11 protein-coding genes are annotated in these 13,221 nt (G+C 63.6%); 3 read left to right on the forward strand and 8 right to left on the reverse strand.

What is annotated here, in order from left to right; genetic code table 11:
* Positions 1 to 2: 2 nt before the first annotated feature.
* Positions 3 to 2,510, reverse strand: coding sequence for an alpha/beta hydrolase (locus tag ABIA45_RS09115; RefSeq protein WP_271542181.1), 2,508 nt, complete (start codon positions 2,508 to 2,510; stop codon positions 3 to 5).
* 132 nt (positions 2,511 to 2,642) lie between these two features.
* Between ABIA45_RS09115 and ABIA45_RS09120 the strand changes: the two genes are divergently transcribed.
* Together ABIA45_RS09120 and ABIA45_RS09125 are read left to right on the forward strand one after the other, a co-directional pair.
* Positions 2,643 to 3,569: an alpha/beta fold hydrolase gene (locus ABIA45_RS09120; RefSeq protein ID WP_157284359.1), complete on the forward strand. Its 927-nt coding sequence runs from the start codon at positions 2,643 to 2,645 to the stop codon at positions 3,567 to 3,569.
* Entirely contained in the window at positions 3,566 to 4,165 is a 600-nt protein-coding gene (locus ABIA45_RS09125) for a hypothetical protein (protein WP_404651775.1), read from the forward strand. The genes ABIA45_RS09120 and ABIA45_RS09125 overlap by 4 nt, the downstream gene beginning before the upstream one ends.
* Before the next feature lie 19 nt (positions 4,166 to 4,184).
* Here ABIA45_RS09125 and fabI read toward each other — a convergent pair whose 3' ends face one another.
* Genes fabI through ABIA45_RS09145 form a run of 4 tightly spaced genes read right to left on the reverse strand, consistent with a single transcriptional unit; the run spans position 4,185 to position 9,402 of the window.
* Entirely contained in the window at positions 4,185 to 4,973 is a 789-nt protein-coding gene (fabI, locus tag ABIA45_RS09130) for an enoyl-ACP reductase FabI (RefSeq protein WP_025035483.1), read from the reverse strand.
* Between the two features lie 9 nt (positions 4,974 to 4,982).
* Positions 4,983 to 6,176, reverse strand: coding sequence for an acetate/propionate family kinase (locus ABIA45_RS09135; protein ID WP_271542179.1), 1,194 nt, complete (start codon positions 6,174 to 6,176; stop codon positions 4,983 to 4,985).
* 5 nt (positions 6,177 to 6,181) lie between these two features.
* A complete protein-coding gene (locus ABIA45_RS09140) occupies positions 6,182 to 7,144 on the reverse strand; it encodes a phosphate acetyltransferase (RefSeq protein ID WP_157284353.1) in 963 nt (320 codons plus the stop codon).
* A 29-nt stretch (positions 7,145 to 7,173) separates the two neighbouring features.
* Positions 7,174 to 9,402 carry a DUF3141 domain-containing protein gene (locus tag ABIA45_RS09145; protein ID WP_271542178.1) on the reverse strand — a complete coding sequence of 743 codons (2,229 nt, stop codon included), beginning with the start codon at positions 9,400 to 9,402 and terminating at the stop codon, positions 7,174 to 7,176.
* Between the two features lie 154 nt (positions 9,403 to 9,556).
* Here ABIA45_RS09145 and ABIA45_RS09150 point away from each other — a divergent pair, with 154 nt between their 5' ends.
* Entirely contained in the window at positions 9,557 to 10,075 is a 519-nt protein-coding gene (locus ABIA45_RS09150) for a GNAT family N-acetyltransferase (protein WP_333919458.1), read from the forward strand.
* Positions 10,076 to 10,095: 20 nt separating this feature from the next.
* Here the strand turns inward: ABIA45_RS09150 and ABIA45_RS09155 are convergent, their stop codons facing one another.
* Genes ABIA45_RS09155 through ABIA45_RS09165 form a run of 3 tightly spaced genes read right to left on the reverse strand, consistent with a single transcriptional unit; the run spans position 10,096 to position 13,134 of the window.
* Entirely contained in the window at positions 10,096 to 10,554 is a 459-nt protein-coding gene (locus ABIA45_RS09155) for a hypothetical protein (protein WP_271542176.1), read from the reverse strand.
* Positions 10,538 to 11,455 carry a DUF2950 domain-containing protein gene (locus tag ABIA45_RS09160; protein ID WP_157284346.1) on the reverse strand — a complete coding sequence of 306 codons (918 nt, stop codon included), beginning with the start codon at positions 11,453 to 11,455 and terminating at the stop codon, positions 10,538 to 10,540. Before ABIA45_RS09160 ends, ABIA45_RS09155 begins: the two co-directional genes overlap by 17 nt.
* Entirely contained in the window at positions 11,452 to 13,134 is a 1,683-nt protein-coding gene (locus tag ABIA45_RS09165; RefSeq protein WP_404651776.1) for a DUF3300 domain-containing protein, read from the reverse strand. The genes ABIA45_RS09160 and ABIA45_RS09165 overlap by 4 nt, the downstream gene beginning before the upstream one ends.
* Positions 13,135 to 13,221 lie beyond the last annotated feature (87 nt).

Genomic DNA, 13,221 nt, shown 5'->3' on the forward strand with positions numbered 1-13,221 from the left:
CCCTACTTGTTGAGGCCAGCCGTCGGCGCCGCTCCGGGCGGTGTCGGCGCCACTGGCAAGGCAGAGACGACGGCGCCCTTGATCATGCGATCGGTTCCGAGCGGCGATGATGTGTCCACCTCCCCGTTGGTCACGAAATCCACGACATCGGCAGCGTATTCCACTGGATTGTCGGTGTGGATGAAGTGTCCGGTCTCCGGATAGATCTTGAGCATCGGCCGGTTGCCGGCATTGGTCATACGCGTCATGAACGGCGTGATGACGTCGCGGCCGAGGTCCGTCAGGCCGTTGAACGCAGGCGTCGGAATGAACGGCTCCTTGTCGCCGAACGCCAGGAAGATCGGCGCTTTGATCTGGGTGACCCGCTCATAGAGGTTCTTCGGGTCATCCTGCTGGAGCTCAGCACCGATCGTGTAGATGTCGAAGATGAAGACGTTGCACCACTGATCGAGCTCCTTCGGGTTGCCCTTGGTAAGCCCGGCGCGTTGCTCGGTATGGAAACGGGCATATTCGCTGTCGTTGAAGAAGTATCCGCTCTTCGCAGCCGATACCACGCCGGTGTCCGGATCACGTTTCTTGAAGTAGAAGAAGTCGCGGACGTTCTGCTCGCTCCGCGCCTTTTCCGCAACGAGAATACCGGTCTGGTCCCAGACCTGCTTCCACTTGTCGAAGTCTCGGCCGAGGCCGTCGGCGAAGAGAGGCGCCTTCTTGTCCTTGGCAATAGTGATCTCGCGCGGATATTCCTCGAGGCCGGACGGCGCCTCCAAGGCGAGGCCCTGCACCGCATCAGGCCAGGTCAGGGCGTAGCCCACGACGAACTGGCCGCCGAGCGAGTGGCCGAGATAATACGCCTTCTTGACTCCGAGCTGGTTGACCACGAGGTCGTAGATCACCTCGCGCATGTCCTGCATGGTGCGAGCGGGGTTCTTGTCGAGATTCCCGGGTCCCGACATGCCGTAATGCGGTAGGTCCGGCACGATCACGCGCAGGCCGCTGCGCAGCGCATACTGCATGATGTTGCCGTAATGGCCGCCGAACGCGCCCTTGCCGTGGATGATGACGAGCACCTTCGGATCCTTGTCGGTGCCGGCATACTCGTCCATGTAGCCGATTTCCCAGGAGTTGCCGCTCTTGTCCTTGGCGCTGCCGAATTTGACCGGATAGGGATAGGTCACGTGGGCCTTCCAGAACGACTTCTTGGGATCGATCGTCTGGGCGACGTCGGGCACGCGATAGTTCTTGTCGACGAATTTCTGGGCGCGATCGAGGGCCGCCACATCATCCATGAAGGTGACGAACTTCGGATCGTTCTTGCGCTGATTGATGATCGGGAACACGCCGTAATGCGCGACCGGGCTCTCCTGTGCGATCAGGTCAGCGCCGGGCACGCGATCAACGGCCTTCTGCGCCAGCTTGAAGTTGAGCCAGAGATCGTTGGTGATGTGCATCACCAGCGTGCGAGCCTGAATGCGACCGAGATAGGGATTGACGTTATGGGTCTCGCCGACCCGATTGCGCCAGACGAGGTCGACGGCGTCGTAGAGCTTGGCGCGATTGGTGACGTTGAGGCCGGCCTTCTCGTTCGGCGGATCCCAATAGAAAATCTCGGGCTGTACCGCCGCCCAGTTCTGGGTCGTGCGGAAGGAAAAGTCATAACCCGTCATGCCGAGGATCGACCAGCCGAAGGCCACGCCCGGCACCGGATGCTTTTCCTTCGGGAGCTTGTAATAATCGCCCTCGGTCGCCTGCCAGACCGGATCGCCCTGGATCGCGGCCGTCATCATCTGGAAGGTCCAGTTGCCGACGGGGTCGTCGCCATCCGATTGCGTGGTGCCGCCGATCGGCATCAGGGCGCTGACATATTCCGGATGCATCACGCCCCAGACGTAGGTCTGCGTGCCACCCATGGAGACGCCGGTCACCAGTGCGACGCGCGCGACCTTCAACTCGTCACGCAGCAGGCGATAGTTCGCCTGCACCATGTCGTAGTAGCTGTATTGCGGAAACTTGATGCCTAGGCCGTCGGACGGCTTGCTCGCGCCCCAAGTGCCGAGCGGATCGACCATGATGACATAGTAACGATCCGTGTCGATCGGCCGGCCCGGACCAATGATGGGTACGCCACCCGACAACGCCGCACCCTTGACCCACTGTTCGTACATGTCGGTGGAATCGCCGGAATAATAGGAGTTGATCACGATGGCATTGGTGATCTCGCCGGCCGCGTTGCGCCTTGCGTTGCCGACAGCAATGTATGCCGTGCGCAGCTTGCCGGCCCCGAGCGATTCCAGCGTGACGCCGCCCTCGCCGCCGTTCTCCCATTTGGAGGGATCGGACAGGTCGTACTTGCCGCCCAGGCGGAAGTTGGCGATCTCGTAGGTCTTCTTCAGCCCATCATGCTGCACTTGCGACGAGCGGCGCGTGAACGGCTGTGCGGTTGCGATCGCCGTTCCGAGCAGCAGCACGATTAGGCTCAACAGGCAACGCTTCAACGCATCTCGTCCGGCCATGATGCGATCCTCCCTGGAAGATTTTCCTGAAACGCTAGGCAGGGCGGCCGCGGAAGGTTTGATCTAGCTCAATGGAATCCGCTCGGAGGAATCGAGGATCGCGGGCATCAAAACACCGGCAGTACCCTCGCGATGCCTTTCCTCAACCACGGCTCATATCGGATCCGCTATGAGCTCGACGGTCCGGCGGGCGCACCGGCCTATGTTCTCGTGAACGGGCTGACGCAATATTCCGAGCTGTGGGGCGCCTATCGCGAGGCCTTGTCGGCGCGCGGCTTTCGCGTTGCGACGTTCGATCTTCTCGGCCAGGGCGCCTCCGACAAGCCGAGGCTCTTCATCAGCCAGGACGACCAGGTCGCTGCTTTGCGCCTCCTGATCGACGAACTCGGGGACGGTCCAGTCTTTCTGAGCGGGATAAGCTTTGGCGGCCTGATCGCGCTGCGATATGCGATCGAGCACGGCAAGCGATTGGCCGGGCTCGTGCCGATGAGCTGCTTTGCGGAGCTGTCGCCGCAACTCTTGCTGCTCGGCAATGCGCTGCGGACCGGCCTGATCCTCGGTGGCACGAGTTACCTCCAGGATCTCCTGTTACCCATGAACCTCTCGGACCAATGGCTGAAGCCGCTGCTGGGCAAGCTCGATAGCGTGAAGCGGCAAGGTTGGCTGGTCAACGACGTCTACGCGCTGCAGAACCTGATGGAATCCTTCCTCGACTTCCAGCCGCTCACGCCGCACCTGTCCGCGATCGCCGTTCCCACCATGATTCTCAACGGCGAATTCGACTTTCTCACGCCGCGGGGTCTCCACGAAACATTGCGCGCTGAGATTCAGAATAGCTCATTGGTGATCATCCCCAGGGCCTATCACGCCTTCACGCTGGAGAAAGGGACACTGACCGCCGATCTGCTGGCGCGCTTTGCCGAAGACGTGCTGGCCGGCCGCTGGCAGGGCAATCAAGCGGTCTGGGTGGCGCCGGACCAGCCCGGCGGCGAGCTCACGCCGTTTCCTGCCGGCTACGATCATCTGCGTGCCATCCCGGTCAAGCGAGCGCTGCCATGACCGGCTTCCTCGGTCCCGTCGCGCCGGACGGTCGCATTCCACCGTACCAGCAGACGAAGGTCGCAGCATTCCTGATTTCGGCGCACGGCGCCCTGGCTCGGCAATTCGCTTTCATGCTGCCCGCGAGGCTCGACGCGGCATGGCAGACCGAATTGAATGCTCAATTTTATCGCGAGACCGAGATCGTCTCGCTGCTGCTGCGCGCCACGTCCTGGGTGTTGGATCCTTCCCTGGGTTACATGCTTGCCTCCTGGGAGTCCGCCTGGCTGCCTGCACCGGTCGAAGGGATCGCAGACCCTCGCCTTGCCCAAATGATTCATCTCGCAGCGCTTGCCCACGCCGTGCATGCCGGCATTCGACCGGCTGCGCTCCTACCGCTCGAGGTCAATGCGCAGGATCCTTTTGTTATGGCGCTGCACCGGATCGAATTCGAGAGCGGCCGGCTGTTGCAGGCGCAGATTCTGTTTCTGAAGAGCACAGACCTTGCGCCGCATCGCGACGCGGTCAGTGCGGCGCTCGCGCAGCGTCACGCCGGAGTCCGCGAGCTCTGGCGCGAATTACTCGAGAGCATCGGCATCGGCGCACCGCCAGCATGACCACGCGCGCTTGCGCCGGTCAATCGATGATGTGATAGCCGCCGTCGATGTAGAGCACCCCACCGGTGATCAGCTTGGCGCCGTCGAGCGCCAGGAACGCGGTGGCATTGCCGACATCGTCGATGCTGACGAGGCTGCGCGAGGGCGCCTTGGATTGTGCCTTGTCCATCAGCTCGTCGAACTCCGGAATGCCCGAGGCCGCGCGGGTCGCGAGCGGCCCTGGCGAGATCGCGTGCACGCGGATGCCCTTCGGACCGAGCTCGGCAGCGGCATAGCGGACCGCGGCTTCGAGCGCCGCCTTGGCGACGCCCATGATGTTGTAGTTCTCCACCACCATCTGGCTGCCGTAATAAGTCATGGTGAACATCGTGCCGCCGTTCTTCATCAGGGGTTCGGCAAGATGCGCCATCCGCAGGAACGACCAGCAGGAGACGTCCATGGTCTTCAGAAAGCCGTCGCGGCCGACGTCGACGACGCGGCCGTGCAATGCTTCCTTCGGCGAAAAGGCGATGGAATGAAGCAGGAAATCGAGCTGCCCCCACTCCGACTTGATCCGCTCGAACACCGCTTCAGTCTGGCCTTCGACCATGACGTCGAGCGGCAGGAAGATCGGCGCTTCCAGGGCCTGCGCCAACGGCTCGACGTGCTTCTTGGCGCGGTCGTTCAGATAGGTGACGGCGAGATCGGCGCCGAGCGCGCGAAACGCCCTGGCGCAGCCCCAGGCGATCGACTGGTCGTTGGCGATGCCGACGACGAGGCCCTTCTTCCCCTTTAGTGCGACCTTGCTGTCCGGAAATACTGGAATCATGACACCCTCTCATGTCTGGGGTTGACCGTTCATCAACAGCGTCAGCGTGTGCTGCGCAATCATGAGCTCCTCGTCGGTCGGGACGACGTAGACCGGAATGAGACTCGCCTTTGCCGATATCAGCCGCGAATGGCGCGTGTTCTCGGCCGGGTCGAGTGTCACGCCAAGCCAGCCGAGCTGCTCCGCCACACGCGCGCGGATGCCGCTCGAGTTCTCGCCGATGCCGGCGGTGAAGACGAAGGCATCGATACCCTGCAGCGCCGCCGCCAGCATGCCGGCGTTGAGGCCGATGCGATAGACGAAATAGTCCACCGCCAGTTTCGCTTGCGGATCAAGGCTCGCCTCCAGCTCGCGCATGTCGTTGCTGAGCCCGGAAAGCCCCTTCAATCCGCAATCGCGATAGAGGAAATCCTGCACCTTCGATGGCGTCATCCCCTTCTCGGACAATAGATACAGCACGACCCCGGGATCGAGCTGGCCCGGGCGCGTGCCCATCGGCAGCCCATCGAGCGCGGTAAATCCCATCGTGCTCTCGACGCTCAACCCATTTTTCATCGCACACATCGACGCACCACTGCCGAGATGCGCGACAATCACCCGGCGCTTTGCGATGTCTGGCGCGATCTGCGGCAGGGCCCTGGAGATGTATTCATAGGAGAGCCCGTGAAAGCCGTAGCGTCGCACACCTTCGGTGTGAAGCTGGTAAGGGATGGCGTAATGATCGGCCAGCGGACCGTGCGTGCGGTGAAACGCGGTGTCGAAGCAAGCGACCTGGGGTATCGTCGGGAAATTGGCGAGGATCGAGCGGATCGGCGCCAGATTGTGCGGCTGATGTAGCGGCGCCAACGTGACGAAGCGTTCCAGCCGTGCCACCACGCCATGATCGACGACGATTGGCCGCTCATAATCCGGCCCGCCATGGACGACGCGATGCCCGACCGCCAACGGATGGATGCGCGCCTCGTTCCGCAGCCATTCCCCCGCGACTTGCATCGCCGCCGGCACGTCCGGAATGGTCTCGATCGGATAGGCCCGGTCGGCCATGGGATCATTGCCTGCCCTGCTCGCCCGCAAGCGCGGACGGCTGCCGATGCCGTCCACCTGCCCCTTGATCAGGCGGCGCAGAACGCCCTCACCCTCGACCGCAAAGACCTGGAACTTGACGCTCGAGGAGCCGGCGTTGACGACGAGGATGCTGTCCATGGCGGTCACGCCGCGACTGTCGGCGCCTTCTGGCGCCGCGCGTGAGCATAAAGTGCAGCAACTGCGCAGGACGCCATCCGTGCTCTTGGGCTGTCCGCACGCGAGGTCAGGACGACGGGGACGCGCGCGCCGAGCACAATGCCGGCGCCGTCGGCCTTGGCGAAATAGGCGAGGTTCTTGGCCAACATGTTGCCCGCTTCGAGGTCGGGCACGACCAGGATCTGAGCGCGGCCGGCCACCTCGGACTTGATGCCCTTGATCCGCGCGGATTCGAGGTCGATCGCGTTGTCGAACGCCAGCGGCCCGTCGAGCACGCCGCCCGTGATCTGGCCGCGATCCGCCATCTTGCAGAGCGCCGCGGCCTCGATCGTGGACGGAATTTTCGAGGTGACCGTTTCGACTGCGGAGAGGATGGCCACCCGCGGCAACTTGCCGAAGCCCGCCTGATTGTAGAGGTCGATCGCGTTCTGAATGATGTCCCGCTTGGCGTCCAGATCTGGGAAGATGTTGATGGCGGCGTCAGTGACGAAGATCGTCTCGGCGTAGGCCGGCACATCCATGACGAAAACGTGGCTGATGCGCCGATCGGTGCGCAGCCCCCCGACCTTGGCCGTGACGGCCCGCATCAGCTCGTCGGTGTGCAGGCTGCCCTTCATGAGCAATTCGCCCTGCGCGGCATGGATCAATTCGACACCCTTCGCCGCGGCATCGTCGCTGTGCGCGGCATCCACGATCTCATAACCCGAGATGTCCAGGCCGAACGTGCCAGCCGTATCCCGGATCTTCCGCTCCGGTCCGACCAGGAGCGGCCGGATGATGCCGGCAGACGCGCTGTCGACAGCGCCGCGCAAGGATGTCTCATCGCAGGGATGCACCACGACGGTCGGCGTCGGCGGGATTGCCTTGGCAGCGGCGATCAGACGATCATACTTGCTGGGAGACTGCGTGGCCGTCGCATCTGCTGACATGATGTCGCTCCCGATCCTTGCAACTCGCGCTACGACGCCTTCGCCTTGGGATCGAAAGGGGCAACGTTCGACGCCCTTTCGGTACCTTCCGCGGAGTCGAGGCCAAACAGGCCAGCGATCTGCCGCAGCCGGTTTGCGCGCTCGCCGGTGACATCCGCACTGGCCGACAGCACCTGCTCGATCGCCTCGAATGCTGCGCGGCGAACGTTCATGTCGTCAGGCAGCAATTTCGGGATTGCAGCGAGCGCCCCTTCCCGGTCGAGCAGCAGCATGAAGAACTGCTCGCGTACCAGCATCTTGAACTCGGCAAGAGACATGCGTGCGCCGCCATGATCCCGGCGGACCCGGCGCAGAGCCTCGATGCTGCGTTCGTCCACCATCCCCCGTGCCGAGCCGACATAGAGCAAAGCGCGCAACGCCGCTTCACGGAGGCCGCCCTCACCGATCCGCGACTTCAGCTCGGCAATGCGCTTCTCGAGCATGGTGCGATGCTCGGCAGACATCTCACGCCGACGCGACGGCGTGGACGTCGGATCGATCCCGACCGCCGCCTGGAGCGCCGGGGATCCGTAGACGCTGAGGAACATCGCTTCGCTGAGCGCCTCCTGTGAATCGCGCCAGCTGTCGAGGGCGTGAACGACCTGCTTCGAGATCTGCTCCTGGAACGCCAGGAACGGATTGTCCGCAGCGACCGGCTTGCGCTTCTCGGCGGCCTTCTCGGCCAATGATTTCACCGTCGCCATGAAAGGATTCTGGCTGCTGAACAGCTCGTATTGCAGCCGCAGCGGATGCATGTTGTGAGCCCATTCGGCCATCTGTGGCGTCACCATGCGCTTGAGCCATGGCTGGACAAATTTTCGATAGGCCGCCAGGTTGATTTCCGAGATTCGTTTGGCGGTGGCAAAGCGTCGCTCGTCCTCAGGCGAATTGCCGCCCATGGCGCGGATGTCGTCGAGCGTCCGCGCTTCGCAGCGCATCACCCACTGGCCGACGACCAGATCCGAACTTGCGGTTTCCTCATCCTTCGCCTCGAAAGTCGCTTCATAGAGTCCGGGCGGCAGAACGTCGATGAGGTCGATGTTGCTGGAAAATTCCGCGTGCTCCTTCTTGGCAACGCCGCCCGAGACGAAGATGCCGAGATGGCCGATGTTCTGGTGCACGGTGTAGACGATGGTCTGGCCATAGGCCCTGATCTCATCGACATCGGCATAGCAATCGAGGATCCAATGCAGCGCCTGCTGCGGCGGCGTGATGTTGTCGCCCTCCGAGCAGAACACCACGATCGGGGATCTGATGTTGCGAAGGTCGACCTTCCGGCCATCGGACATTTCGATGTTGCCGGCCGCGAGGTTGTTGCCGACGAACAGCTCATCGACGATGAATTGGATCTCCTCGGCGTTCAGGTTGACGTGGCCGCCCCACCAACGCTCGAATTCGAGATAACGATCCGCCTCGGTGTCGACCTTGGAATAGACGTTGTATTGCTTGGTCCAGAGCGTATTCGACGGGTTCTGGTTCTCGAAGTTCTGCACCAGCCAAGCACCATCGAACTTGCCGGCGCCGAGATCGGAGGTCAGGGCCGTCAACCAGCTTCCGCCCAACAGCCCGCCCGAGTAGCGCATCGGATATTTTCCATGCACGCCGGCCCAATAGGCCAGCGGCGCGCCGGCGATGATCAGCGGGCCGAATAGCTCGGGACGTAGCGAGGCCAGGATCATGACGGCCCATCCGGCCTGGCAATTGCCTATCACGCAGGGCTTGCCGTCGGCATCCGGGTGAAGGCTCATGACCTTTTCGATGAAGATGGCTTCGGCACGCGCGATGCGCTCGATGGTCTGACCGGGCATCGGGTCCGGCAGGAAGCCGATGAAATAGCAGGGATGGCCTGCCTTCATCGCCACCCCGATCTCGCTGTCGGCCTTGAAGCCGCCGATGCCGGGGCCGTGGCCCGCACGCGGATCGACCACGACGAACGGCCGCCGGTTCATGTCGATCTCGACGTTGGCGGGCGGAACGATGCGCACCAGCGCGTAATTGACGGGTTCGGCGAGCTGGCGCCCGTCGATGATCAACTCCGCCGCATATTGCAGAACATGCGGGGCGGTTTGCGCGAGGTGCTCCCTGTACTGGTCCCCGCGCCGGCGCATGATATCCAGGAACAGGATACTGCGCTGTCCCGCATCGACGAGGTATTCGACTGCCGAGGCGACCAGCCCCGACATGGGACCGCCCGGAATTTGCATCTTGTGCATGGACATGTTCTCGACCTCTCCGTCGCCTTGGCCAATTGACGGCGCTGAGCGAGGACGAACGTTGATCTAGGTCAAGATGATCTGCACGCTTCGGAGGCGTCTATCCTGCATTATAGGGCAAGAGACCCGGCCGGGCGGTTTTGAAAGAGCGACATCGACAATGTCCCAAGCTGCAACTTACAGCGTGCAAACCGTGCTGAAGGACAGCACCCCGATCCAGGTCCGCGCGCTTCGCGCCAGCGACGAGGCGGACATGCTCGCCGCCGTCGCGCGTACAGGACCGCAGTCGCTGCAGAACCGGTTCTTCGTTTTGAAACGGCATTTCTCCGAGAAGGAGCGCGCCTTCTTCATGGACGTGGATTTCAGCAATCACGTCGCGCTGGCCGCTCTCGCCGAAGAACAGGGGCGATACACCATTGTCGGCGGCGGCCGGTATGTCGTCATCGAGCCCGGCCAGGCCGAGATGGCCTTCGTCGTGGTGGATGCCTGGCAAGGTCGCGGCGTGGGCTCGCTGTTGTTGAAGCATCTGACGGAGATTGCGCGCGCGCAAGGTCTACGAGAGCTCGTGGCCGAGGTTCTATCCGACAACGGAGCCATGCGAACCGTGTTCGCGAAGGCGGGCTTCAAGCCTGCGCGGAGTGACGATCCGAGAACCGTGCGCCTGTCGCTCTTGCTTTGATCGCGCGAGCGGCCTGAGCCTCACCTCAAAGCGATCGTGATCCGACTGATATTGGCCGCCAACTCGAGCCCCGCCTTCGGGCCTTGCAGCACCATCGTGACGCCCTTTTCGTTGCGGAGGTGCACACCGTTGGCGCCGCCGACCAGCGCAAAGCCGCCGCCGACGGAGCTGTAGTTGCCGGCGAAGTCACTGACCTCCCGGATGCCGGATGCCCAGCCGTCGAGGCGGCCGACAGTTGCACCGACCGTGATGCCCAAGCTCACGCCGCTGACCTTGAAGGGATAGGTCTTGCCCCGGTACGTCAACACGCCGCTGCCCACGCCACCGCCGGCCAGGACTCCCGCTTTGACGATCTTCACTCTGACCTGACCGGTGGCCTGCGCGAAGGACGGCGCCGCCGGCAGGGTCAGCCCGAGCGCGAGCAGGAGCAGCGCGATCAGGCGAAATGCGCGCACGCGCGGCTCAGGGTTTTGCGGCATCGACCTTCTTCCAGGTCTCGTCGGGATCGAACAATGTTGTGCGCTCGGCGATGAACGCCGTGCGCTTGCCGAGATCCTTCTGATAGACGACGCCGTCATGATTGACCAAGAAGGTCATCACGCCCGAATTGCCGTATTCCGCGGGCCAGGCGATCAGGGCGAAGCCGCCGATCATCTTGCCCTTGACGACGTAGTTGAGCGCACCACCGGGTGCGTCCCGCCCCTGCCCTTTGAGGATTCGGAAGTAATAGCCGTGATAAGGTGCAGGGCCTACATCGCCGCCGCGATAGCCCTCCTTCGAGGCTTCGGCCGCGAGCGCGCCGAGCGGACTCGGGTCGCTGTCGTCGCGCCAGAACAGGCCGTCCTTCTTGCCGGGCGAGGAGACGATGCGCTGCGCGTAGACGCCGACGCCTTCGCCGCGGTCCTTTTCCGCATATTCGTTTTGCGCGTCGACGAAGGCGAGCGCGGTCTGGATCGCGTCGAGCTCGTTGCGGCCGATGCGACGGCGCAGCACCTCGATGCGTCCCTCGTCGGTGTCGAACGCCCAGCCCGTTTTGGTGTTGACCAGCGGGATTGGGAACGGGAAGTCGTCCGGCCCGAGGATCAAGGTGGCAGTCTTGTTGCCCTCCACCTTGATGCCGTGCTTGGCGTCGTACATGGAGCTGAAGCGCTGACGGATGTCGTTGTCGGCGACCTCGTCACCGGATGACACGATATCCTCGGCGGCGCGGCCGAGAACTTTCAGAATGTCTTTCGGGCCGCTCTTGACCGCGGCAGCAAGAGCAGACGCCGCCTCTTCCGGTGTCTTGTAGGATTCCTGCGCGAGAGAGGCCGATCCGAGCAGCGCGAGCACGAGGACGCCGGGCATCAGCGCACGGCTAAACGATCTCAGACCGGTCATGGCATCACCTCCGCAGGAATCTTCGCGCCGCCGGCGAGCCAGTCGCGATAGGTGCGGAACGTCAGGCCGAGTTTTTCGTAGTGGACGCGCAGATAGCCATCGCTGCCGCGGGTCACGGCAGCGGGCATCGCCTGCTCGACCTCCTGCGCCATCACGCCGACATAGGCCTTCTCGCTGCCGATATAGCTGAAGCGATAATAGCCAAGGCCGTTCGAGAGGTGTCCGAGCAGGACGATGTCATGCTTGAGCGCGATATCCGAGCGCCGGCCGCCGCCCCCACCGCCACGGAAGCCGCCTCCGCCGCCACGCATCGCCATTCCACCACCGCCTCCGCGCCCGGCAAAGCTTGGTCCGCCGCCGCCACCGCGCGGCATGCTCGCCATGCTGGCACGGCCGCGTGCGGATGCTGCGGCAGCCGAGCGGCCAGAGGAGACGTTCATGGCACCGCCGCGATTGCCGCCGCCACGATTGGCCGAACCACCGCCGGCGCGGTTCGCAGCCTTGGCGCGATCGCCGCCGCCCTTGGTCGCACCCTTGGCACGATCACCGGCACCGGCACGATCTCCGCCGCCGGGCCGGTCGAGCGTACCTGCGCCGGGGCGATCGCCCGCGCCCGGACGGTCGCCACGATTGCCGGCGCGATCACCTGCGCGATCCCCAGCGCGATCTCCTGGACCGCCGCGATCACCCGCACGATCTCCCGCCCGGTCCCCGGCACCCTGGTCGGGACGCAGCACCTGGTTGCCATCGCGGCCGCGGAAATCCATCCGGTCCGACACGCCGGCCTTCAGATTGTTGTTGCCGAAGCGCTGCTGAACATTGCTGTTGTTGTAGCGGACACCACCGCGATGCGCCGGATTGTGCTGCCAGCCATTGCCGATGTTCGTGGTGCGATGGTTGACATAGACGTTGCGGTTACCCCAGTTGCAGCCGCCGCCCCAGTAATTGCCCCAGCGTCCGATCGCCCAGGCCGTGCCGAAGGCGATGCCGGCCGCGACCACGCCGGCGCCGATATAGGATGGGTAGCCCCAGTAATACGGCGGATATTCCGCATAGGGCCAGCTGCCGTAGACGGTCGCCGGGTCGTAATACGGCACGTACATCGCCGCGGGATCGGCCTGCTGGATCACGACGACCTGCTTGCCTTCCTGAGACTGGACGCTGACCTTCTGCTGCTTGGTGGTGACGAGCTTCTTGTTGTCATAGGCCTTGTTGCGCAGACGCTGGATCGCATCCATCACGTCGGGCTGCTGCGCGAGGAAGGCATCGCCCAGCTTCTTGGTCCAGTCGAGCTGATCGCTCATCATCACGAGGACATCGGCGGTACTCGCCAGCGCCTTGACGCTGTCGTCCCAACCCTGCTTCTCCACCTCCGTCTTCAGCGCATCGCCCTTCAGGCCCTTGCGCTCCTTCAGCCAGCGGTCGGCCTGCACCACTTCCAGCGGATAGGTGGAGGCGGCCAGTACATTGGCGAGCAACTCGTCGGGATAAAGCGCGATCGGCGCGACGAGGGCCTCGAGCTGCTCGGGCTTCAAGAGCTCGGCCGTCGGCGCAGGCGGACTGGCAGGCTGCGCCTGCGTCGCCGGCGCTGCAGGTGTCGTTGTGATCTGCGCCGTCGCAGCGACCGAGGTCGACATCAAGAGCGCCAGCGCCATCAGGATCTTGCCGCAACGAAACATCACATCCTCCCTCGGACTTCAGTGCGGGAGGATCAAGCCGGGGCGCAGGCATTTGTTGATCGAGATCAACGAAACGAGTCATCGCGG

It is taken from the genome of Bradyrhizobium sp. USDA 336, assembly GCF_044908355.1.
In the GTDB taxonomy this organism is placed as follows: Bacteria; Pseudomonadota; Alphaproteobacteria; order Rhizobiales; family Xanthobacteraceae; genus Bradyrhizobium; species Bradyrhizobium yuanmingense.